Below are 22,599 nucleotides of genomic sequence, written 5' to 3'. Positions count from 1 at the left end.
CCCTTCCTGGGAACGGAACCTGGACCCCGGCAGTATCGTCCTTTCCATGGACATGGCAAACGCGTTACTCGGCCGAATCCTGGGAGCGGCGCTGACCGCCGGTCTCCTGTTCACCCTCGCCGGCTGCCGGCAGGACGGGGCGGCGGACGGCGCCCGTGACGGCGCGCCGGTGGTCGTGGCCCCCGGCAGACCGGGCGAGCAGGCGCGGACCCTCTCGCCCGAACAGGCCGCGAGGGAGCGGCCGGACGACAGCCCCAACGCCGCCGACCGGACGTACGTGCGCCACATGATCGAGCACCACGGGCAGGCGCTGACGATGAGCGCGCTCGCCCCGACCCGGGCCTCGGCCGACGGGGTCAAGCGGGTGGCGGAACGCATCGCCGCCGCGCAGCGACCGGAGATCGGAGCCATGGAGAAGTGGCGGGCCCGGTACCCGGAGCCGTCCACCGCCGCCGGGTCCCACGACCACGGGGCGATGCCGGGCATGGCCACGGAGCGGCAACTCGCGGATCTCGCCGCGGCGAAGGGACCCGACTTCGACCGGCTCTTCCTCACGCTGATGATCGCCCACCACGAGGGCGCCGTGAAGATGGCGGGCGAGGCGCTGGCCGGCGGCAACAACGTGGCGGTCGAGGAGATGGCGACCGAGGTGGTGGCCACCCAGAGCGCCGAGATCCACCGTATGCGCGCGATGGGCTGACGGCCGCGGGGCCCGGTGTCATGCTGGGAACACCTGCGGGAGGAGCTCCGCCGTGCTTCGTGTCGCCGTCGTCGGTTCGGGCCCGAGCGGGGTCTACGCCGCCCAGACCCTGGTCCAGCAGCGTGAGGTGCCGGGCGTGCGGGTCGACGTGCTGGACCGGCTGCCGGCGCCGTACGGGCTCGTGCGGTACGGGGTGGCCCCCGACCACGAGAAGATCAAGTCGCTGACCGGAAGTCTGCGCGCGGTACTGGAGGACGAGCGGATCCGCTTCCTCGGGAACGTGGAGGTGGGCGGCCCGACCCTGACCACCGACCGGCTGCTGGAGCTGTACCACGCGGTCGTGTACTGCGTCGGCGCCGCCCGGGACCGGCTGCTGGGGATCCCCGGCGAGGAGCTGGCCGGGGTGCACTCCGCGACGGCCTTCGTGGCCTGGTACAGCGGGCATCCAGACGCGGCGCCCTTCGACCTGGGCGGGGTGCGCTCGGCGGTGGTGGTCGGGGCGGGCAACGTCGCGGTGGACGTGACCCGCATCCTGGCCCGGGGCGCGCCCGAGCTGACGGCGACCGACATGCCGCACCCGGCCCTGGGGGTGCTCGCGGGCAGCGGTCTGCGGACGGTGTCGATGGTCGCCCGGCGCGGCCCCTCCCAAGGCCGGTTCACCACGAAGGAGCTGCGCGAACTGGGCACCCTGCCGGGGGTCGCCGTGCGGGTGGATCCCGCCGAACTGGCCATGGACCCGGCCTACCGCGACCCGGACGCGGCCGCCGCCCTGCCCGCGCCGGCCCGGCGGAACCTGGAGGTGCTGCGCGGCTGGGCCGAGGCGGACCGCGAGGCGTCCGAGGCGGCGCGGCGGAGCATCGCCCTGCGGTTCCACCTGCGGCCGGCGAGCGTGCTGGGCGGGGCGGACGGGCGGGTCACCGGCATGCGGTTCGAGCGGACCGCGCAGGACGGCGCGGGCGGGGTGACCGGCACGGGCGTGTACGAGGACATCCCGGCGGAACTGGTCCTGCGCTCGGTGGGGTACCAGGGCGTGCCGCTGCCCGGCCTGCCGTTCGACGCGGCGCGCGGCACGATCCCGCACGCGGCGGGCCGGGTGGTGCGCGCGGGCCGGGCCTCGGTCGGGGAGTACGTGGCGGGCTGGATCAAGCGCGGCCCGACGGGGGTGATCGGCACCAACCGGCCGTGCGCCAAGGAGACCGCGTCCTCGCTGCTCCAGGACGCGGCGGCGCTGGCCCGGCGCGAGCTTCCGGGCGACCCGCTGGACGCCCTGCGGGCGGCGGGTCTGCGGCCGGTGGAGTGGCCGGGCTGGCTGGCCATCGAGGTCGCGGAGGCCGATCTGGGGCGTTCGCTGGGACGCCGCTCCGTCAAGATCCCCGACTGGTCGGGCCTGCTGGGCGCGGCGGGCTCTTCGCCCCCTACGCCGTGACCGGAGTCCGAACCCGCGCCGTCGCCTGATCCGCGGTCGCGGCGGCCGGAGTCGTGAGGCGGGCCTCCTGGGCGGTCGCCGCGTGGAGGACGCTGTCCAGCAGGCCGGGGAAGAGGGCCTCCAGGTCGGCGTCGCGCAGGCCGTTCAGCTTGGTGGTGCCCGCGTAGGTCTGCCGTACGACACCGCTCTCGCGCAGTACCCGGAAGTGGTGCGTGGTCGTCGACTTGGTGACCGGCAACGCGAAGTGCGAACAGGCGAGTTCGGTGTCCGAGGAGGCCAGGTCCCGGACGATGGACAGTCGCAGCGGGTCGGAGAGCGCGTGCAGCACGCCCTCCAGGCGGATCTCGGCGCGGTCCGGGTGGGCGAGTGCGCGGGTGGTCTCACGTTCCGCCATGTCCTGCTCCACTCGCTCGGTGTGACGCGTGCCGTCATTGCTCGTGCCGTCATTGTACGAGGGGTGCCGTACGAGACGGCCCGCACGGAGGGCCGTCTCGCGGCGGGTCGTTCCCGGGGGTCGTTCCCCGGGGGGTGTTTCCCGACGGGGTCGTTGCCGCCCGACGGGGTCGGCCCGGGCGTGGGGGCCCGGGCCGACCCGGTTCACCAGGCCCGGTGGTACGGGGAGGGCGTACGCGGCTCCGTGCCCAGCTCGGACGCCGCGCGGCGGGCCCAGTACGGGTCGCGGAGCAGTTCCCGGCCGAGGAGGATCGCGTCGGCCTCCCCGTTGGCCAGGATCTTCTCGGCCTGGGCCGGCTCGGTGATCAGGCCGACGGCGGCCACGGGCAGCGAGGTCTCGGCCTTGACCCGGGCCGCGAAGGGCACCTGGAAGCCGGGAGCCACCGGGATCTTGGCGTCCGGGGCGAGTCCGCCGGTGGAGACGTCGAGGAAGTCCACGCCGTGCTCGTGCAGCAGTGCGGCCAGCCGGACGGTCTCGTCGCCGGTCCAGCCGTCCTCTTCCAGCCAGTCGGTGGCGGAGATCCGGAAGAACAGCGGGAGATCCTCGGGCCACACCGCCCTTACGGCGTCCACGACTTCGAGGGCGAAGCGGGTGCGGTTCTCGAAGGAGCCGCCGTACTCGTCGGTGCGCCGGTTGCTGCGCGGGGACAGGAACTGCCCGATGAGGTAGCCGTGCGCGCCGTGGATCTCGACGATCTCGAAGCCGGCGTCGAGGGAGCGGCGGGCGGCGTCCGCGAACTGCACGATGACTTCTCGGATGTGATCGATCGTCAGTTCGTGCGGGATCGGGTCGCCCTCGTGGAAGGGCAGCGCGCTCGGGGCGTCGGGCAGCCAGCCGTGCCCCTCGGGGCCGACCGACCGGCCGCCCTTCCAGGGGCGCTCGGTGGACGCCTTTCGGCCGGCGTGGGCGATCTGGATTCCGGGAACGGTGCCCTGCGACTTGAGGAAGGCGGTGATCGGGCGCAGCGCCTCGACCTGGGTGTCGTTCCAGATGCCGAGGTCGTACGGGGAGATGCGGCCCTCCGGCGAGATCGCGGTGGCCTCCTGGATGATCAGGCCGGTGCCGCCGACGGCGCGGGCGGCGTAGTGCGCGAAGTGCCACGGACCGGCCGCCCCGGCCGCGGGGCCGACGGCCTCGGCGCTGTACTGGCACATCGGCGCCATCCACACGCGGTTCGGGATGGTCACCGAGCGGATCGTGCGGGGCTGGAAAAGGGCGGCAAACGCAGCGGGGGCAGCACTCATCGGACTCTCCGGGTGTCGGCGGACGCGCGCCGGGCTCGGCGGCTAAGTACGAGGTTTACCGTACTACGAATTTCCCCGTACTACGAGAGTTCTCGTACAACCGGGGTTCGCGGCCCGCGGGGGCCGGGACCGGAGCCCCGGAACGTCGCTCCGAGCCGCTGTCGGCGGTCGGGTGCAGACTGACTCAAAGGCTGTCGTGAAGGACAAGGAAGTCCGGAGGTGTCGGCGATGTCCGACGTTCTGCTGCTCGCGGGTACCCGCAAAGGGCTCTTCATCGGCCGACGGACGGACGACGGGCCCTGGCGGTTCGACGGGCCGCACTTCAACGCGCAGGCCGTGTCCGCCGTCGCGATCGACACCCGGGGTCCGGCGCCCCGCCTGCTGGTCGGCGGGGACAGCTCGCACTGGGGCCCGTCCGTCTTCAGCTCCGACGACCTGGGCGCGACGTGGCGGGAGCCCGCCGCGGCCGCCGTGCGCTTCCCCCGGGACACGGGCGCCTCGCTGGAACGCGTCTGGCAGCTGCACCCCGCCGGGCCGGAGGCCCCGGACGTGGTCTACGCGGGCACCGAGCCGGCCGCCCTGTTCCGCTCGACCGACCGGGGCGAGTCCTTCGAGCTGGTCCGGCCGTTGTGGGAGCACCCGAGCCGCGGGAGTTGGGTGCCGGGCGGCGGCGGCGAGGGCCTGCACACCGTGATCACGCACCCCGGCGACCCGGACGCCGTGACCGTCGCGGTCTCCACCGCCGGGGTGTTCCGGACCAGGGACGGCGGGGCGAGCTGGACCCCGTCGAACCACGGGGTCTCGGCCGTGTTCCTGCCGGACCCGAACCCGGAGTTCGGCCAGTGCGTCCACAAGATCGCCCAGGACGCCGGGAACGCCGACCGGCTGTACCTGCAGAACCACTGGGGCGTCTACCGCAGCGACGACGCGGGCACGGACTGGACCGACATCGGCGCCGGCCTGCCCTCCGACTTCGGCTTCGCGGTGGCCGCCCACCCGCACCGGCCGGACACCGCGTACGTCTTCCCGCTCAACGCCGACTCCGATCGCGTCCCGGCCGAACACCGCTGCCGGGTGTACCGCACCCAGGACGCCGGGGCCCGCTGGGAGCCCCTGGAACGGGGGTTGCCGGACGGGGACCACTACGGGACCGTCCTGCGGGACGCACTCTGCACCGACGACGGGAACCCGGCGGGGATCTACTTCGGCAACCGCAACGGGGAGTTGTACGGCAGCCACGACGACGGGGACAGCTGGCAACTCCTGGCCGAGCACCTGCCGGACGTGCTCTGCGTACGGGCCGCCGTGCTCGCGTGACGGATTGAGCCAGTAGAGTGATCGACTGTGGCAGCACGACCGTTGAACGAGATCGTCGAGCCGGGCTGGGCCCGGGCTCTTGAGCCGGTGGCCGCGCAGATCGCCGCGATGGGCGACTTCCTGCGCGGCGAGATCGCGGCCGGAAGGACGTACGTCCCCTCGGGGGCGAACGTCCTGCGCGCGTTCCAGCAGCCCTTCGACGAGGTGAAGGTGCTCATCGTCGGACAGGACCCCTACCCCACCCCGGGGCACGCGATGGGCCTGTCCTTCTCCGTGGCGCCCGAGGTGAGTCCGTGGCCGCCGAGCCTGGACAACATCTTCCGAGAGATGCACGCGGACATCGGGACGGGCCGGCCGCTCAACGGCGACCTGACCCCGTGGACCCGACAGGGCGTGCTGCTGCTGAACCGCTCGCTCACCACCGCCCCGCGCAAGACCGGCGGCCACCGCGGCAAGGGCTGGGAGGCCGTCACCGAGCAGGCCATCCGCGCGCTCGCCGCGCGCGGCAAGCCGCTGGTGTCGGTGCTGTGGGGGCGTGACGCACGCAACCTGCGGCCCCTGCTGGGCGACTTGCCGGCCGTGGAGTCCGTGCACCCCTCCCCCATGTCCGCGGCCAACGGGTTCTTCGGCTCCAAGCCGTTCAGCAGGACGAACGAGTTGCTGGTGGGACAGGGAGCGCAGCCGGTTGACTGGCGCCTGCCGAACACCAGTTGATCCGCACAGTTGAAACTTATACGACATTCAACGGATAAATACGGACAGAAGCCGCCGGAAGAGGCCCTGCCCGAACACTCTCTTCCGATAAGCCAGTAGCATGCGGCGCCATGAGCTCCCCCACTGGGCCCGACAATGGCCTGCCCGTACGAATGCCGCGACCCCGCCCTGCCGGACGGCACCGCCGACCCGAGCCCGCGGTGGCGCCCGAGGGCGCGCCCGCGCTGGTGCTCGCCGTGCCCGGTGCCCCCTCCGCCGCCTCGCGCGGGCTCGCGGAAGAGATCATCAGCATCGGCCGTTCCGAGCTGCCGGGCCTCGACGGCCGGATCGGATACCTCGACGGCGATGACGCCGAGGGTTCCGAGTTCCCGTCGCTCTCCGGCGTGCTGACCGCCGTCGCGCACGAACGCGCCGCGCGCGCGGAGTTCTCCCGCGCCGCCGGGCACGAGGTGCCCCCGGTCACCGGCCCGGACGCCGTGGTCGTGCCCCTGCTGGCCGGCCCCGACGGCGACCTGCTGCGCCGCGTCCGCCAGGCACTGATGGACTCCTCGGCCGCCGCCGAGCTGGCCGACGTGCTCGGCCCGCACCCGCTGCTCGCCGAAGGTCTGCACGTGCGACTGTCCGAGGCCGGTCTGGCCCGTGCCGACCGGGCCCGCCTGTTCACCGTGACCACCGCCGCCGACGGCATCATCCTGGCGACCACCGGTGGCGAGGAGGCCGTCCGGGCCGCCGGGATCACCGGCATGCTGCTGGCCGCCCGCCTCGCGGTGCCGGTCAAGGCCGCCGCCCTGGACCAGGAGGGCTCGGTGGCGTCGATCGCCGAGCAGCTGCGCGCCGAGGGCTCGACGCAGTTGGCGCTGGCCCCCTACCTGATCGGGCCGGAGGCCGCCGAGGGGCTGCTGGACACGGCCTGCAAGGAGGCCGACTGCGCGACCGCCGACGTGCTCGGGGCCTACCCGGCGCTCGGCAAGCTGGCCGTCGCGCAGTACAGCGCGGCCCTGGGGATCACCCTGGGCGCCGCGGCCCACTGAACCACCCGCTCGACACCCGTACGCGAGGGCCCGCGCTCCACGACCTGGAGCGCGGGCCCTCGCGCGTACGGGAGCGGGCCCGCCGGCCGGGCGGTCAGCCGAAGACCACGCACGTGGCCGCGGGCACGGGGACCGAGCCGGCCCGGCGCGGTCGGCCGGTCAGCGGGTCCACGTCGAACCAGGTGACGTCCCCGGACCGCTCGTTCGCCGCGTACAGCCGGCGGCCCGAGGGGTCGAGGACAAGATCGCGCGGCCAGTGCCCGCCACAGGAGACGCTGGCGGTGAGCTGCGGTTTCTCGGCCCCGCCGGCGAGCGAGAAGGTGACGAGGGTGTCGGCGCCGCGCACGGCGGCCCAGACGAAACGCCCGTCGGGCGAGACGACCACGGCCGAGGGGTGGTCCCGTACGGGCCCTGAGGGACCACCAGGGGCGATCGGAACCTCGGCGACCGGTTCCAGTCGCCCGGAGGTCGCCTCCCACCGGCATACGGTCAGCTGGGCCTCCAGTTCGTGCAGGACGTAGACCACCTCGCCGTCGGGGTGGAAGACGAGGTGGCGCGGTCCCGTCCCGGCCCGCAGCGCGCTCTCGCCGTGCGGTCGCGGCTCACCGCCGGCCGGGTCGAGGGCGTAGACCCGTACCGAGTCGGTGCCGAGGTCCACGGCGAGCACGTGGCGGCCGGTGGGGTCGGGTACCACCTGGTGGGCGTGCGGGGACGCCTGTCGGTCGGTGTCGAGACCGGAGCCGCGGTGGGCGAGGACGGTGGCGGGCCCGACGATGCTGCCGTCGGCGGCGAGCGGGAGGCTGCTGACGCTGCCTGAGGTGTAGTTGGCGGCGAACAGGCGCCGGCCCACGACGCACAGGTGGGTGGGACCGGAGCCGCCGACCCGGACGGGCCCGCCGTGCGGAGCGAGACCCTCGGCCGTGGCACGGAAGGCGCCGACCCCGCCCTGCTCGGTCTCGCTGACCGCGTAGAGCACCCCGGTGTCCCGCGCGAGGGCGAGGTACGAGGGGTCCGCGAGGGCGGCGGTGACGGAGAGCGGGGTCAGTGCCCCGGTGGCCGGATCCACGGCCGCGGTGGTGACACCGCGGCCGCCCCCCGAGGTGAACGAGCCGATGTAGGCCCGGTGTCCGTCCGCTTGGTCCGTGCTGTGCGCGTCGTCCACAGGTACCTCAATTCCGCCGTTCCGGATCCGTTCGGAGCCGACGGTAACAGAAGGTCTAGACCAAATCCCGTCCTTGGGCCCTTTCTTGCGCGCCGGAGTGGTGCACGTAGGCCGTCGCGCTCGCCCGGTCCTCGTACGTGCGGTGGAACACCGGGGTCGCGGAACCGGAGATCGGCGGCACGATCCAGGACCAGTCCGCCCCGACCGCGCGCCCCTTGCGTTCCTCCCGTTCCAGGTGGGACAGGAAGCGCCGGGACTCGGTGTGGTGGTCGGCGATGGTCGCCCCGGCCCGGTCGAAGGAGTCCAGTACGGCCCGGTTCAGCTCGACCAGGGCGCGGTCCTTCCAGAGGGAGCGGTCGGTGGAGAGGTCGAGGCCCAGCCGGCGGGCGACCGCGGGGAGGAGGTTGTACCGGTCGGTGTCGGCCAGGTTGCGGGCCCCTATCTCGGTGCCCATGTACCAGCCGTTGAACGGCGCCGCCGGGTAGTGGATGCCGCCGACCTCCAGGCACATGTTGGAGATGGCCGGGACCGCGTGCCAGCGAAGTCCCCAGTCCGCCCAGTCGTCGGCGGTGTCGGGGTGGCGGATCGGGACCTCCAGCACCGCGTCGGCGGGCGTCTCGAACCAGCGCGGTTTGTCGTCGACGCCTTGGACCACGAGCGGGAGAAGGTCGAAGGGGGTGCCGGGTCCGCCGGGCCAACCGAGGCCCAGCAGGGCGCCGGTGAGCGGGGCGTTGCGGGCGTCGCCGACGGTGAGGGAGGGGTGGTCGCCGTACCCGGCGTACCGGATCAGTTGCTCGCTCCAGATCAGCGGGCCGGGACGGCCCGGGGCGTCCGGGGCGAAGACGGTGATGGTGGGACGGACCCGGCCGCCGTTGGTGGCCTCGCGCAGGTGGGCGAAGCACTCCTCGGCCACGTCGTCGGCGTCGGTGAGTTCGCGGCGGTCGCGGACCCGCAGCGAGTTCCAGTAGAGCCTGCCTATGCAGCGGTTGCTGTTGCGCCAGGCGACGCGGGCGCCGTGCACCAGTTCCTCCGGGGTGTGTCGGTAGGTTCCGGTCCCCGCGAGTTCGGCCCGTACGGCGGCGAGTCGAACACGCGGATCACCGGCTTCCGGATTCTCCCGATGGAAGAGTCGGATGAACTCCTCGGCTGCTTCCCACACCTGAGCGGTGTCGGAGCGCTGGTGAAGAATTTCCATTCCGGGCCGTTACCCCCCGTTCGACCAGATCCACCCGGTACGTGCCGGATGAACGTGCATTCTCCGATCACCCGTTGTACATGCCGCAGGTCAGCGGCAGGCGGCCCTTGCCAGGGGAACACTCGTCCGAGTGGTCTTCGGGAGAGGAGCCACGAGGAACTCCGCTTGCGGAGTAACATCCGCCACGATTCGTCGAGTTGTTCGGACGTGACGGCAGGGCTCACGGCTCGATGAGGCCGACTCGGATGGCGTAGCGGGTGAGTTCGAGGCGGTCGCGCAGGCCCAGTTTCTGCAGGAGGTTGGCCCGGTGCCGCTCCACGGTCTTGGCGCTGATGACGAGCAGGTCCCCGATCTCCTTCGAGGTGTGGCCCTCCGCGACGAGCTTGAGGATCTCCTCCTCGCGTTCGGTGATGGGTCGGGCCGGGAGGGGGTCGCCCTGGCGTGCGCGGTCGAGGTAGCTGCGGATGAGGGCGGTCTCGGCGCCGGGGTAGATGAACGGTTCGTCGCGCAGGACGGCCCGGCAGGCCTCCACGAGGTCGCGGTCGGCCACGGACTTCAGGACGTACCCGCCGGCGCCGGCCCGCAGGGCTTCGAAGAAGTACTGCTCGTTGTCGTACATGGTGAGCATCAGGATCCGCAGCCCCGGCCGGAGGCGGGCGAGTTCTCGCGCGGCCTGTAGTCCCGTCTGTCGGGGCATGGCGATGTCGAGGATGGCCAGGTCCACTTCGGTGGTGCGGGCCAGGGCGACGGCCTCGGCCCCGTCGGCCGCCTCGGCCACGACGGCGAGGTCGGGTTCGGCGTCCAGGATGAGCCGTACGCCGCCCCGCACGAGGGCGTGGTCGTCGGCGAGCAGGATCCGGGCCGGTGCGGTCATCGGGCGTTCTCCCCGGAGTCGGTGTGGGTGTCGGTGGGGGTGCCCGTGTCGGTGGGGGTGCCCGTGTCGGCGGCGGCGACCGTCAGGCGTACCTCGGTGCCGCCGGCGGCCCCGGGGGCGACGGACAGTTCGGCGCCGATCAGCAGGGCGCGTTCGCGCATGCCCTGGATGCCGGCGCCCTCCGGCGCGGACCCGACGCCCCGGCCGTCGTCGTGGACCAGCAACACCACGCCTCCGCCGGGTCGCGGGCGCAGGTGGAGGGCGACGCGGGTCGCGCCGGCGTGCCGGGCGGCGTTCGTCAGACCCTCCTGGGCGACCCGGTACAGGACGAGTTCGGTGGCGGGCGCCAGGGCCGGCAGTCCCGGGGTGATGTGCGCGCTCACGCCGAGGCGCGGGGTGGTGAACTCGGCGACCAGCGATCGGAGCGCGCTGTGCAGGCCCAGTTCCTCCAGGACGCCCGGGCGCAGGCGTCGGGCGATGCGCCTGATCTCGTCGAGGCCGGCGCGGGTGGTCTCCTGGGCCTGGCGCAGGTCGGCGCGCACGGGTTCGGGGACCCGGTCGGCGGCGTGCTTGAGCTGGAGGAGCACGGCGGTGAGGGTCTGGCCGACCTCGTCGTGGAGTTCGCGCGCGATGCGGTGCCGCTCGGCCTCCAGGGCCGACAGGACGCGGCCGCTGCTGGTGGCCCGTTCGGTCTCCAGCCGGTCCAGCATGCTGTTGAAGGTCTCGGTCAGCTCGGCGATCTCGCCCCGGCCGGTGACCCGGGGACGCCGGCCGGGGCGCAGCAGGTCCGCCGTGGCCATGGCCCGGGTGAGGCGTTGCAGCGGGGCGAGACCGATCCGCAGGAGGACGGCGTTGGCGACGAGCATGGCCCCCAGTCCGCAGAGCAGGACGAGTGCTTCCCCGAAGAGGACCGGGGTCGAGACGGTGACCGGACCGAGGAGCAGCAGCACGGCCACGATCAGCACGGCGGCGTTCAACAGGAAGATCCGCCAGTACAGCGACATGGGCGCACACCTCTCTCGTCGAACGTCCGTCCCACTATCGCCGCCCCCGCCTCCACCACCGCATCGGCCCGCCGGCCGGGTCCGGCCCGGGCCTCGTCCCGGGGCCCCACCTGCGGCGGGATCCACTTCCCCGCCCCAGCCTCACCGCCGCGGACCCGTCCTGTCCATCCGTGCCGACACCCATTTCACGCGCCTTCGGAAAGTGGCAGCATGGGCCCGCGCCGAGGCCCGTGACCTGCCCGAACACAGCGTCGGCGCCGTACGGAAACCACGGATGGATCAAGGGGGGACGGGCTGTGCCTGCTCCACGGATGAGTACGACACCGCTGCCCGGCATCGGTGTCCAGTACGACCTCACCACGCGCGAACACCGCCACCTGTCGGTGATCGCTCACCGGGACGGCACCCGCACGGTGAACGTCTACCGGGCCGACGACCCCGACGCCTGCGCCCAGTCGCTGCACCTGACCGGGCCGGAGACGGCGTCGCTGATCGACGCGCTCATGCCGGCCCACCACAGTCCGAACGTCCTGCACACCACCGATCTGGGGCTGGTGGCCGAACGGATCGAACTGTCGGCGCACTCCCACTGGAACGGCCGGGTGCTGGGCGAGACCCGGATGAGGACCGAGACCGGCGTCTCGGTGGTCGCCGTACTGCGCCGCGCCGAGGCCCGCCCCTCCCCCGCGCCGGACTTCCGCCTGGCCGGCGGGGACACGCTCATCGTCATCGGCACCCGCGAGGGCGTCGAGGCGGCCGCCGCGATACTCGGACGGGAGTGAGGCCGTGCACTCCGCTGTCTTCCTCATCGAATTCGGCGCGATCATCCTCGGCCTGGGCCTGCTCGGCCGGGTCGCGGGGCGCCTCAAGTTCTCCCCCATCCCCCTGTACCTGCTGGCCGGGCTCGCGTTCGGCAACGGCGGACTGCTGCCGCTCGGCGCGAGCGAGGAGTTCGTGGCGATCGGCGCCGAGATCGGCGTCATCCTGCTCCTGCTGATGCTGGGCCTGGAGTACACCGCCAGCGATCTCGTCTCCAACCTCAAGACCCAGTACCCGGCGGGGCTGGTCGACTTCGGCCTCAACGCGGTGCCCGGCGCGGTCGCGGCGCTGCTGATGGGGTGGGGGCCGGTCGCGGCCGTCGTCCTGGCCGGGGTCACCTGGATCTCCTCGTCCGGGGTCATCGCCAAGGTGATGGGCGACCTCGGGCGCCTCGGCAACCGGGAGACGCCGGTCATCCTCAGCATCCTGGTGCTGGAGGACCTGGCCATGGCCGTGTACCTGCCGATCGTCACGGCGCTGTTGGCCGGGGTGAGCCTCGCGGCGGGCAGTCTGACCCTGGCCATCGCGCTCGGTGTCGCCGGGGCGGTCCTGTTCGTCGCCGTCCGGTACGGGCGGGTGATCTCCCGCTTCGTCTCCAGCGACGACCCGGAGAAGCTGCTCCTGGTGGTCCTCGGCCTGACCCTGCTCGTCGCGGGCGTCGCCCAGCAGCTCCAGGTCTCGGCGGCCGTCGGCGCGTTCCTCGTCGGCATCGCGCTGTCCGGGGAGGTCGCCGAGGGCACGCACACGCTGCTGAGTCCGCTGCGGGACCTGTTCGCCGCGGTGTTCTTCGTCTTCTTCGGCCTGCACACGGATCCGGCGAGCATTCCGCCGGTGATCCTGCCCGCGCTCGCGCTCGCGCTCGTCACCGCCTGCACGAAGGTCGCCACCGGCTACTGGGCCGCGCGGCGGGCCGGGGTCGGCGTCAAGGGGCGTTGGCGGGCGGGCGGCACGCTGGTGGCGCGCGGGGAGTTCTCCATCGTGATCGCCGGGCTGGCGGTCACCGCGGGCATCGAGCCGGCCCTCGGGCCGCTGGCGACCGCGTACGTGCTGATCCTGGTGATCGTCGGACCGCTGACCGCCCGCTACACGGAGCCGTTGGCGGTGTACCTGACCGGGCGGCGGGTCCGGCCGCGACCGCTGTTGGCCGCGGTGCCCTCCCCGGCGAAGTCGCCGGAGGGCGTGTCCGAGAGCCTGCCGGAGCAGAACCAGGATCCGGCCGGGCGCGCCTGAGCGGCGGCCCGACCGGTCTCGCTCAGGCGCTGACCAGGGGGCCGCGCGACGGCGTGCGCAACGGGGCGTCGAGCTGGGTCAGGAGCCGCTCCAGGCCGTGCAGGTGGGCCAGCGCGTGCTCGCCGGCGCGCTGCTCGGGAATCAGTCCCGCGGCCGGTCGGCCGTCGGCGGCGGCAGGCGTCCCGGGCGAGATCAGCGCCTCGACCGCGGTCTCCACGCGCCGGCAGGCCGCCGCGAGCCGGGCGTCGTGGCCGGCGTCCGGGTCGGCGGCCACGGTGACCAGGCCCCGTACCTCCGCGGCGCACTCGTCGAGGAGGGACAGCACGTGGCGGGCCCGTGCCTTGCGGGCCGCGTACGGGCTGAGCGGGTGGACGAGGGGGGCCAGCGAGAGCCGTACCCGGCCCAGCAGCAGTTCCAGCTCGGCGGCGTGCGGGGCCGGGTCGGCGACCGGTGATCCGGCCAGTCGGGCGGCGGCCTCGGCCGTGCACGTGCGGACGCAGCGCAGGGCGCGCTGGATCCAGGCGTCGTTCGTCGCGTGCGTGGTGACGGGCAGGACGAGGATCACGGCGAGCGCCGCGCAGACCGCGCCGACGGCCGTCTCCTGGAAGCGGAGCACCAGCAGGCCCGGGTCCAGGACCCCGAGGAGGCCGTAGAGCAGGCCGGCCATGACCGTCACGGCGAACATCATCCAGCTGTACGAGACGGGGGCCGTGTAGAAGATCCCGAAGACGCAGACGGCGACCAGCGCGGCGGTCGGGGCGGGCGCCCCGTCCAGCGGGATGGCGACGAGCAGGCCGACGCCGATCCCGATGACCGTGCCGAGGACCCGGCGGAAGCCGCGGACCAGGGTCTCGCCGCGCGAGGCCGTGTTCACGAATATCCACCAGACGGTGCCGACGGCCCAGTACCAGCGGTCCTCGGAGAGCACCTGGCCCACGCTGAGCGCGACGGCGCAGGCGGCGGTGGCCTGGAGGGCCTGTCGGGTGGTGGTCCGGGCGAAGCCGGTGCCGGGCAGGCCGGGCGGGGTCGGGGGCGGCGGCGTGCGGCGCTCGATCGGCCACAGGACGAAGCGCACGGCGCCGGCGGAGAGCAGCGCCAGGCCGACGGCGGCGAACAGTTCGGGCAGTTGGGCGGGGACCGCGTGCAGGAACTGGGTGGTGAAGAAGCTCATGAAGGCGAAGACCCCGAGGGCGTGGCCGCGCGGACCCCAGCGGCGGGCGTAGACCCCGGCGAGGACGACGACGAGGAACGCCGCGTCACGCGCGAGCGTGATGCCGTGCAGGGTCGTGGCGAGGGCCAGTACGGGGAAGCCCGCCAGGGGCAACAGGGCCGTGGTCACCCGCTGGGCGCGCACGGTGGCGTCGAGGACGGTGAACAGGGCCAGCAGGGCCGCCAGTCCGCCCGTGATGGAAGCGGTCAGGGAGAGTCCGGCCAGTTCGGCCGAGGCGACGGCCAGGCCGATGCCGATCACGGCGCGGAGCGCGTTCCTGAGTCTCATTCGCCCCGGGTCCGGAGCCACGAACATCCTCTTCACGGCGGTGTGCCGCCCCCCTCGATACGCGCACGCCGGGCCTGCGGCCGCCCGGGGGTGGTGGGCGGTGTGCGGGCACGGCGAAGGCGCCACGGTCCGGAGCGGCCTCGTCGCCGTCCGGCGCTGCGTGGCGCCGTAAGTACATGGATACGACACAGATAACCATCCCCGGGCCCACTGGCTCAACTCGGGCTCGGATCACTGGGCCATTGGCCCTGTCCGGAGCGCGCGAAATGGGCCGGCGCGGACCAAAGGCCCGGCGTCGGAGCCGTGACCCGACGCGACCGGGGCGGGGCTCAGGCGGGGCGTGGGTAGGTGCGGGACTGTTTCACGCTGCCGTACGCGAAGCTCGACTCGATGGAGGCGATGCCGGGGATGGCGTGGATCCGGTCGCGGACCAGGGCCTCGTACGCCTGGAGGCTCTCGATCACGACCCTGAGCAGGTAGTCGCTGCTGCCCGCCATCAGGTAGCAGTCCTGGATGTGCTCGATGCCGCCGACGTGCCCCTCGAAGATCCGGACGGCCTCGCTCGTGTGGCGTTCCAGCCGGATCCGGACGAAGACGGTGATGGGGAGTCCGAAGCCGACCTGGTCGACCATCGCCGTGTAGCCGCGGATGAGACCGGCCTCCTCCAGCCGGCGGACCCGGCGCAGGCACGGCGAGGGGGACAGTCGGACGCGGTCGGCCAGGTCCTGGTTGGACAGCCGGCCGTCGGCCTGCAATTCGCGGATGATCTGCAGATCGACTGCGTCCATCGGCCCTCCTTGGCAGATTCTGCCCCAAAGCTATGTTCGGGAGGCAGAACTGGCAATCGGCTGCCCCGGCCAAAGCCCTAGCGTTGCCTGGTGGCCGATTCCGGCCCCCTCATGCTGGAGGAACCTCCTTGGTCACGCAGAGCATCCTGCCCGCGACGGCTCCCCCGCGCGGGTCCGTCGCGCGTCGGCTCTCGCCACAGGCGCGGGGCACGGCGGCGCTGGTGGTGACCGTGCTGATCTGGGCCGCCTTCGCGCTCAGCGCCCGGGCCCTGAGCACTTCGTCCCTGCTGCCCGCCGACGCGGCCCTGCTGCGGTTCGGCGTCCCGGTCCTCGTCCTGGCGCCCGCGCTGTGGCGGCGGCGCGCCCGGATCGCGGCCGTGCGCCCGGCGGCCGCCGCGAAGATCGTCTGCGGGGCGGGCGTCCCGTTCTTCCTCGCCGCCATGCAGGGCGGCTCGCTGACCTCGGCGGCGTTCGTCGGGTCGATCGTCCCCGGCATGGTCCCGCTGTTCGTGTCCGGACTGATGGTCGCCGGCGGGCGCGGGATGCCCCGGGGGACGCAGGCGGCCGGACTGGCGCTGATCGCCGCCGGTGTCGGGGCCCTCGTCTGGCGCCACGTCGTCCCGGTCAACACGGACGTGCTGGCCGGCTCGGGGTTGCTGTTGGTGGCGAGCGGGCTGTGGGCCCTGTACACGGTGGGCCTGAAAGAGGTCGATCTCGATCCGGTCGGCTCGATCGGGCTGCTGTGCCTGCCCTCGTTCACGGTGATGGGTCTGCTGGTCCTCACGGGCGTGCTCCCCACCGCGATGGACTCGGCGGCGGGCGGCGACATCCTGCTGTTCCTCGTGGTGCAGGGGCTCGGGGTCGGATTGTGCGCCGGCCTGCTGTACGCCTACGCCATCCGGGCGCTGGGCGCGGAGCGCAGCTCCGTCGTCGGGAGCCTGAGCCCGGTCGCCGTGGTCCTGCTCGCCATACCCCTGCTCGACGAGTCGCCGACGCTCGCCGTGCTCGTCGGCGTTCCCCTGATCACCGCCGGCGTCGTCCTCGCCAATCGGCGCTCGCGCCCCCGATCCCAGTCCGAGGTCCCCACAGATGCTTGAGCTCCTCCTCCCGCCGCCCGTCGATCCGCTCTGGGACCTGACCGAGGCGTTCTGGGCCGACGCGCGTCCCGAGCGGCTGAACCTCGTCCTCGGCGTGTACCGGGACGAGACGGGCGGCACGCCCGTGATGACGGCCGTACGCGAGGCCGAGATACGCCTGGCGGAACGTTCCGCCTCGAAGGAGTACCGCGGTCTGTCCGGCAACACCGCCTTCAACCGCGCGATGTTGTCGCTGGTGCTGGGGCCCGGTTCGGGCGCGGCCGACGCCCCGGTCGAGCGGGCCGTCGCGGTGCAGACCGTCGCGGGCAGCGGGGCCCTGCGCCTGTTGGCGGACCTGATCTGCCGGACCCGCCCGGGCACCACCGTGTGGATCAGCGATCCCGCCTACGTCAACCACCGGCCCATCCTGGAGGCGGCCGGGCTGAACGTGCGGACGTACGCCTGGGTGGACGCCCAGGGACGCCCCGACACGGCCGGCATGCTGGCGGACCTGGCGCAGGCGCGCCGGGACGACGTCGTGCTGATCCAGGGCTGCTGCCACAACCCCAGCGGGGTCGACCCCTCCCTCCGGGACTGGGAGGAACTGGCCGCGCTCGCGGAGCGTGCCGGCTGGGTCCCGTTCGTCGATCTGGCCTACCACGGGCTCGGTGACGGCCTGGAGGCCGACCTGGCGCCGACGCGCATGCTCGCCGAGCGGGTGCCGGAGATGCTGGTCGCGATCAGTTGCTCGAAGAACTTCGGCCTCTACAGCGACCGCACCGGTTGCGCCGTCGTCATCGGTTCCTCCCGTTCCTCGCTGCGGCACGTCGAGACGGCGCTCCAGAACGCGGCGCGCACCCTGTACTCGATGCCGCCGGAGCACGGGGCCGCCATCGTGACGGCGATCCTGGAGGACGAGGGACTGCGGGCGACCTGGCGGGCGGAGCTGACTGCCATGCGCGGCCGGATCACGGACAACCGGCGGGATCTGGTCGCGGGCCTGGAGGCCCTCGGCCGGGGCGCGCAGGCGGACGTGCTCGCACGGCAGAAGGGCATGTTCTCGATGCTGCCGCTGGACCCGCGGCAGATGTTGCGGCTGCGCAGCGGATTCGCCATCTACGGGACCACCTCGGGCCGGATCAACATCGCGGGCATCCCCTCGCACCGCGTCCCCTGCCTCGCGCAGGGCATAGCGGCCGTGCTGGCCGAGTCGAACTAGGTCGTCCCTTTCGGGTCGGGGCCGGCCCGGGGGGCCAGGCGTTCGACGGCGACCATCGCCGCGTCGTCGCCCAGCCGGCCGCCGGGCGAGTGTCGGAGCAGGTCCGCGCAGAGCCGGCGCAGCAGGGCTTCCGGGCCGGCTGCGCCGGGGCGGGCGGCGGCGGCCCGGTCCGGGAGCGGGTAGAAGGCGCCGGACGCGTCGCGGGCCTCGATGACGCCGTCCGTGTAGAGCAGCAGGACGTCCCCCGGTTCGAAGGCGAAGGACTGCGCGGTGTATCCGAAGTCCACGAGTTCCGCGAGGCCCAGCGGCGGCGCCGGGTGCGCCACCTCCAGCGCGACGACCCGGTCGCCGCGCAGCAGCAGCGGTGGCGGGTGCCCGCAGCTGACGACCTCCACGGTCGTCCCCCGGTCCGGGACGTCGACCACGGCGGCGGTGGTGAAGCCCTCGCCCTCCGGCCTGCCGGGCGTGCCGTCCTCCTCGTCCCTGTCGGCGGCGACGGCAGCGTCCAGTCGGGCGACCAGCTCGGGCAGCCCGGCGTCCAGGTGGGCTGCGGCCCGGAAGGCGCCGAGCACGACGGCCGCCTCCCCGACGGCGTCCAGGCCCTTGCCCCGGACGTCCCCGATGAGCAGGCGGGTGCCGTGGGCGGTGCGGGCGGCCGCGTACAGGTCGCCGCCGATCAGGGCCTCGGCCTCGGCGGCCAGGTAGACGGACGCCACCCGCAGGGGCCCCATCCGTTCGCGCAGGGGTCGCAGGACGACCTGTTGGGCGGCCTCTGCGACCGAACGCAACTGCGTGAGCTGCGCCTCGTGGACCTCACGCAAGTGGGCGAAGAAGGTCACGAAGGCCGAGATCAGGATCAGGGCGATGATCTGGAAGGTGTGGTTGAGGTCCGTGAGGGTGGTCCGGCTGACCGCGACCACCACCTGGGCGAGCACGGCCACCGCGCCCACGATGCCGGTCGTCCGGGGCCCGGCGAAGGAGGCCGTGAGCGCCGGGGCGGCGACGAGGAAGGGGCCGAGATGGACCTCGGGGGGTGCCAGTACGTCCACCAGGGTGACGACCGCGATCAGGGCGAACGGGACCGCCAGGAGCGCGAGGCGCGGTTCCCCGTGCCGGCGGGTGCGCGGGGGCGGCGGCCGAGGGTCCATGTCTCCTGCTTACACCGCGCGCGTTCCTCCCGCGCTGCGGCGCGAACGCCGCGGAGCGGCACGCGCCCCGGCCGGTCGGCCGGGGGCGTGCCGCTCCGGGGCGGGTGCCCGGGCGGGCGTCAGCTCACCTGGAGGGTGACGTCGTCCACCACGAAGGAGGTCTGGAGGGACTGGTCCTCGGCCCCCTGGAACTGCAGGGTGACGGTCTGGCCGGCGAACCGGGAGACGTCGTAGGTCTTCAGTGCGTAGCCGGAGTTCGCGTTCACGTTGGACAGCGTCTCCAGTGTCTGGCCGCCCACCGAGACCTTGAAGGTGTCGTAGACGACGTTCTCGTTCTCGTCGGTGTCGATGTGCAGGTAGAAGGACAGTTGGTGGACGGAGCAGCCCGCCGGGATGGTCAGCGACTGCGAGGCGCTGTCCGTGCGGCTGGTGCCCCAGCCGTTCAGCCATGCCTTGTACGAGCCGCCGTGCGGGGTCTGGCCGGCCTGGTTGGTGATGACGCCCGAGGAGGCGGTCCAGGGGCTGGAGCCGTTCTCGAAGCCGCCGTTGACCACGACCTGGCGCGGGGTGCAGGTGCCGCCGCCGCCCCCGACGGTCAGGGTGTAGGTGGTGCTGTGACTGGTGGTGCCGGTACCGGTGACGGTCAGCGTGTACGTGCCCTGCGCGGTGCCCGCGCCGACCTGTACGGAGAGCGTCGAGGACTGGCCGGACTGGACGGAGGTCGGGCTGAGGGTGGCGCTGACGCCGGAGGGCGCGCCGGAGACGGACAGGGCGACGGTCTGTGCCGCGCCGCTGACGGTGGTGGTGTTGACGGTGGAGGTGACGCTGCCGCCCGGGTTGGCGGAGCCGGCCGCCGGGGAGGTGGCGAGGGAGAAGTCCTGCGCGGGGGTCTCGCCGCCCACGGCCTGCTTCCAGATCGCGTAGGCGACGCCGTCGGCGCTGCGGTCGAGGACCGTGGCGCTGATGTTGTTGGTGGTGTCACAGGCGCTGTGGTAGCAGGAGTCGTACGCGGAGTTCGCGGTGCCGCCCCACTTGGTGGCCTGGGCGGAGGTCTTGCGGGCGCTGGCGCCTGCCGCGTAGCCGGAGGTGGGGATCCCGCCCTGCTGGAAGGAGTAGTCGTCGCTGCGGCCCTGGCCCTCGACGTTCTCCTCGGGGGCGAGGTTCAGCGAGGTCCAGTAGGCCTTGAGGGGGGCGGCCGCGGCGGAGTTGACGTTGTTGATGAAGTAGCCGCCGTTGGTGGAGCCCACCATGTCGAAGTTGTAGTAGGCCTTGATGGCGGTGCGCTCGGCGCTGCTGAGCCGGCCCACGTAGAACTCCGAGCCGTTCAGGCCCTGTTCCTCGTCGGTCCACCAGGCGAAGCGGACGTGCTTGGTCATGGTGGGGTTCTTCTGGGCGAGGACCAGTGCGTTCTCCAGCAGGGTGGCGGAGCCGGAGCCGTTGTCGTTGATGCCGGGGCCTGCGGAGACGCCGTCGAGGTGGGCGCCGAACATGACGGTCTGGTCGGCGGGGCCGCCGGGCCAGTCGGCGATCAGGTTGTTGGACGGGTAGGTGCAGGAGGTGCAGTTCTGCTCGGTGACGGTGAAGCCGGCGGCCTGGAGCTTGCCCTTCACGTAGGCCAGGGACTGGGTGTAACCGGCACTGCCGGCACGGCGGTTGCCGCCGTTCTGCGAGGCGATGGTGTTGAACTGGGTCAGGTGCGCCTGGACGTTGGCGACGCTGATGTTCGGCGGGTCGTTGCCGGGCTGGGTGCCGCCGACGTTGAGCGTGTAGTCGACGGTGTGCGCGAGGCTCGGGCCCTGGCCCTTGACCACGACGGTGGAGGCGCCGGGGGCCGCGCTGGAGTTGGCGGAGAGGGTCAGTGTCGAGGACTGGCCGGACTGCACGGTGGCCGGGTTGAAGGTGGCCGTGACGCCGGCGGGCAGGCCGGTGGCGCTGAGGGTGACCTGCTGGGCCGATCCGGTGGTGGTGTTGGTGGCCACCGAGGTGGTCACGGAGCCGCCCTGCTGGACGGTGCCCGCGGCCGGGTTGAGGGCGAGCGAGAAGTCGTCGTTCTGTCCGCTCGGGGTGCAGGTCGGGTCGGCGCTCTGGGCGGGCACGCTGATGGCGTCCCAGGCGGCCTTGGTCTTGTTGAACAGGTTGCAGGTGGTCGGGTCGAGCGACTTGGCCGCGCCGAGGGTCGCCGTCCGGTACTTCTTGTAGGACATGCTGCTGGTCTTGAGCAGCATGCCGCCGTAGAAGATCTTGCCGGCGTTCTGGACGCCGACGCCGGTCAGGGTGCTGGAGTTGCAGGTGCTGCTGTTGGGCTTGCCGCCGCCCGGGCTGGTGCCCTCGGCGAGCAGGTAGAACCAGTGGTTGAGCGGGCCGGCCGCCGCGTGCACCTCGGTGCCGGGGATCGCGGAGCTGTAGCAGGCCGGGTCGTTGTTGACGGCCGGCGGGTTGTACATGTTCCGGATCGGTCCGCGTCCCTGGAGGTTGATCATCTCGCCGACGGTGTAGTCCGGGGTGTCGTACGGGGACGGCTCGTTGATGTACGCCTCGGTGAGCGCGCCGAAGATGTCACCGGTGCCCTCGCCGAGTCCGGCCTCCTGGCCGCTGGTGCCGCCCGGGGTGTTGGAGTCGATGGCGTGCCCGTACTCGTGGGCGACCACGTCCACGCCGGCGATCCACTCGTTGGCGGTGTTGCGGCCGATGGTGACGGAGCTGCCGTCCCAGTAGGCGTTGAGGTCGCTCAGGCCGACCTTGCCGGGGAAGCTGCGGCCGTTCCCGCTGACGCCGTTGCGGCCGAGCCACTGGCCGAGCATGTCCCACTGCTTCTGGGCGGCGAACATGAGGTCGGTACAGCCGGTCTCCTTGGAGGTGGCGCTGGTGCTGCCCCAGGAGTCGGAGGACTTCGAGAAGACGGTGCCGGTGCTGTAGTCGGCGCAGCTCAGCCCGGTGCGGTTCGGGTCGCGCAGGGAGTAGGTGCCCCCGGAGGCGGTGGTGTCGATGGTGAGCGGGCTCGGGCCGTTCCACTTGCTGGTGCCCGTGCCGGCGACGACCTCGTCGTGGCGGTCGACGACCTTGCCGGTGCGGGCGTCCACGAACACGTGCAGCTTGCTCGGGGCGGTCTTCGTGCGGCCGGAGAGGACGGTCTCCCAGGCCAGGACCGGCTTGTCGTCCTTGAGCCGGACGACCAGCCGACGGTCGAGGACCTTGTCCACCGAGGCGAGTTCGGCGCGGGAGGTGGCCTCGGCCGTGCGGGCGGCGACGGTCGGGGTGGTCGCCACGTCGATCACGGTCGTGGAGGCCGACTGGAGGGCGCGGACGCGGCCCTCGCCGTCGGCGAGGACGACCGCGTCGCCGCCGACGACCGGCAGGCCGCGGTAGCTGCGCTCGTAGGCGACGGAGTAGAGGTCCTGCACCCAGGGGGTGACCAGGCGCCGGTCGTACTGCTGTTGGGGAGAGTTGACGAGGGTGTCGAGTCCGCTGCGGACCGCCGCGTCGGCGGCGGCGACGGCCCGGGCGGCGGATCCGGTGGGTTGTCCCTGCTGTTGCGGCGTGGCCGAGGCGGTGCCGGCCAGCGCGCCGGCGAGGCTCGCGGTCAGCGCCATGGCGGCCACGGACGCCATCCATCTGGTGGGCTGCAAGAGTCCACTCCGATCGTGTGTGGGGGGTCTGGCTGCGCCGAGTATGGGCGTGGACATGGCGAGATTGGGACATC

At 73.0% G+C, this 22,599-nt stretch carries 19 protein-coding genes; 9 read left to right on the top strand and 10 right to left on the bottom strand.

Features of this window, described 5'->3' with window-relative positions:
- Positions 1 to 46: 46 nt before the first annotated feature.
- Both OG906_RS29390 and OG906_RS29385 read left to right on the top strand, forming a co-directional pair.
- Positions 47 to 700 carry a DUF305 domain-containing protein gene (locus OG906_RS29390; RefSeq protein WP_267797019.1) on the top strand — a complete coding sequence of 218 codons (654 nt, stop codon included), beginning with the start codon at positions 47 to 49 and terminating at the stop codon, positions 698 to 700.
- Between the two features lie 52 nt (positions 701 to 752).
- On the top strand, positions 753 to 2,126 hold the full coding sequence (locus OG906_RS29385; RefSeq protein ID WP_329447083.1) for an FAD-dependent oxidoreductase: 1,374 nt from the start codon (positions 753 to 755) through the stop codon (positions 2,124 to 2,126).
- Here OG906_RS29385 and OG906_RS29380 read toward each other — a convergent pair.
- Together OG906_RS29380 and OG906_RS29375 are read right to left on the bottom strand one after the other, a co-directional pair.
- Positions 2,116 to 2,520 carry an ArsR/SmtB family transcription factor gene (locus OG906_RS29380; protein ID WP_329447081.1) on the bottom strand — a complete coding sequence of 135 codons (405 nt, stop codon included), beginning with the start codon at positions 2,518 to 2,520 and terminating at the stop codon, positions 2,116 to 2,118. The genes OG906_RS29385 and OG906_RS29380 overlap by 11 nt on opposite strands.
- 203 nt (positions 2,521 to 2,723) lie before the next feature.
- A complete protein-coding gene (locus tag OG906_RS29375; protein ID WP_329447079.1) occupies positions 2,724 to 3,824 on the bottom strand; it encodes an NADH:flavin oxidoreductase/NADH oxidase in 1,101 nt (366 codons plus the stop codon).
- Between the two features lie 228 nt (positions 3,825 to 4,052).
- Here OG906_RS29375 and OG906_RS29370 point away from each other — a divergent pair, with 228 nt between their 5' ends.
- From OG906_RS29370 to OG906_RS29360, 3 genes are all read left to right on the top strand, one after another.
- A complete protein-coding gene (locus tag OG906_RS29370; protein ID WP_329447077.1) occupies positions 4,053 to 5,141 on the top strand; it encodes a WD40/YVTN/BNR-like repeat-containing protein in 1,089 nt (362 codons plus the stop codon).
- A gap of 27 nt (positions 5,142 to 5,168) precedes the next feature.
- On the top strand, positions 5,169 to 5,855 hold the full coding sequence (locus tag OG906_RS29365) for a uracil-DNA glycosylase (protein WP_329447075.1): 687 nt from the start codon (positions 5,169 to 5,171) through the stop codon (positions 5,853 to 5,855).
- A gap of 110 nt (positions 5,856 to 5,965) precedes the next feature.
- Positions 5,966 to 6,886, top strand: coding sequence for a sirohydrochlorin chelatase (locus tag OG906_RS29360; protein WP_267797025.1), 921 nt, complete (start codon positions 5,966 to 5,968; stop codon positions 6,884 to 6,886).
- Positions 6,887 to 6,980: 94 nt separating this feature from the next.
- Here OG906_RS29360 and OG906_RS29355 read toward each other — a convergent pair whose 3' ends face one another.
- From OG906_RS29355 to OG906_RS29340, 4 genes are all read right to left on the bottom strand, one after another.
- A complete protein-coding gene (locus OG906_RS29355; protein WP_329447072.1) occupies positions 6,981 to 8,048 on the bottom strand; it encodes a lactonase family protein in 1,068 nt (355 codons plus the stop codon).
- Positions 8,049 to 8,103: 55 nt separating this feature from the next.
- Positions 8,104 to 9,243: a nitric oxide synthase oxygenase gene (locus OG906_RS29350; RefSeq protein ID WP_329447070.1), complete on the bottom strand. Its 1,140-nt coding sequence runs from the start codon at positions 9,241 to 9,243 to the stop codon at positions 8,104 to 8,106.
- A gap of 220 nt (positions 9,244 to 9,463) precedes the next feature.
- Positions 9,464 to 10,117 (bottom strand): response regulator transcription factor, encoded by a 654-nt coding sequence (locus OG906_RS29345; RefSeq protein ID WP_329447068.1) that lies wholly within the window; start codon positions 10,115 to 10,117, stop codon positions 9,464 to 9,466.
- Positions 10,114 to 11,121, bottom strand: a complete 1,008-nt coding sequence (locus tag OG906_RS29340; RefSeq protein ID WP_329447066.1) for a HAMP domain-containing sensor histidine kinase — start codon at positions 11,119 to 11,121, stop codon at positions 10,114 to 10,116. The genes OG906_RS29345 and OG906_RS29340 overlap by 4 nt, the downstream gene beginning before the upstream one ends.
- Positions 11,122 to 11,432: 311 nt before the next feature.
- Here OG906_RS29340 and OG906_RS29335 point away from each other — a divergent pair, with 311 nt between their 5' ends.
- Together OG906_RS29335 and OG906_RS29330 are read left to right on the top strand one after the other, a co-directional pair.
- Positions 11,433 to 11,903: a cation:proton antiporter regulatory subunit gene (locus OG906_RS29335; protein ID WP_053678243.1), complete on the top strand. Its 471-nt coding sequence runs from the start codon at positions 11,433 to 11,435 to the stop codon at positions 11,901 to 11,903.
- Positions 11,904 to 11,907: 4 nt separating this feature from the next.
- On the top strand, positions 11,908 to 13,170 hold the full coding sequence (locus OG906_RS29330) for a cation:proton antiporter (protein WP_329447064.1): 1,263 nt from the start codon (positions 11,908 to 11,910) through the stop codon (positions 13,168 to 13,170).
- Positions 13,171 to 13,192: 22 nt separating this feature from the next.
- Here the strand turns inward: OG906_RS29330 and OG906_RS29325 are convergent, their stop codons facing one another.
- On the bottom strand, positions 13,193 to 14,695 hold the full coding sequence (locus tag OG906_RS29325) for an FUSC family protein (RefSeq protein ID WP_329448169.1): 1,503 nt from the start codon (positions 14,693 to 14,695) through the stop codon (positions 13,193 to 13,195).
- A gap of 302 nt (positions 14,696 to 14,997) precedes the next feature.
- Positions 14,998 to 15,456, bottom strand: coding sequence for an Lrp/AsnC family transcriptional regulator (locus OG906_RS29320; protein WP_267797030.1), 459 nt, complete (start codon positions 15,454 to 15,456; stop codon positions 14,998 to 15,000).
- Between the two features lie 128 nt (positions 15,457 to 15,584).
- Between OG906_RS29320 and OG906_RS29315 the strand changes: the two genes are divergently transcribed.
- Together OG906_RS29315 and OG906_RS29310 are read left to right on the top strand one after the other, a co-directional pair.
- Entirely contained in the window at positions 15,585 to 16,553 is a 969-nt protein-coding gene (locus tag OG906_RS29315) for a DMT family transporter (RefSeq protein WP_329447062.1), read from the top strand.
- Positions 16,546 to 17,751 carry an amino acid aminotransferase gene (locus OG906_RS29310; RefSeq protein ID WP_329447060.1) on the top strand — a complete coding sequence of 402 codons (1,206 nt, stop codon included), beginning with the start codon at positions 16,546 to 16,548 and terminating at the stop codon, positions 17,749 to 17,751. Before OG906_RS29315 ends, OG906_RS29310 begins: the two co-directional genes overlap by 8 nt.
- On the opposite strand, the gene OG906_RS29305 is transcribed toward OG906_RS29310, so the two are convergent.
- Both OG906_RS29305 and OG906_RS29300 read right to left on the bottom strand, forming a co-directional pair.
- Positions 17,748 to 18,899 carry a PP2C family protein-serine/threonine phosphatase gene (locus OG906_RS29305; RefSeq protein ID WP_329447058.1) on the bottom strand — a complete coding sequence of 384 codons (1,152 nt, stop codon included), beginning with the start codon at positions 18,897 to 18,899 and terminating at the stop codon, positions 17,748 to 17,750. The genes OG906_RS29310 and OG906_RS29305 overlap by 4 nt on opposite strands.
- A gap of 119 nt (positions 18,900 to 19,018) precedes the next feature.
- Positions 19,019 to 22,507 carry a M28 family peptidase gene (locus tag OG906_RS29300; protein WP_329448168.1) on the bottom strand — a complete coding sequence of 1,163 codons (3,489 nt, stop codon included), beginning with the start codon at positions 22,505 to 22,507 and terminating at the stop codon, positions 19,019 to 19,021.
- Positions 22,508 to 22,599: the final 92 nt, after the last annotated feature.

It is taken from the genome of Streptomyces sp. NBC_01426, assembly GCF_036231985.1.
Classification (GTDB): domain Bacteria; phylum Actinomycetota; class Actinomycetes; order Streptomycetales; family Streptomycetaceae; genus Streptomyces.
The sequence above is the reverse complement of the archived record's forward strand: the minus strand, read 5'-3'. Positions and strand labels throughout refer to the sequence as shown.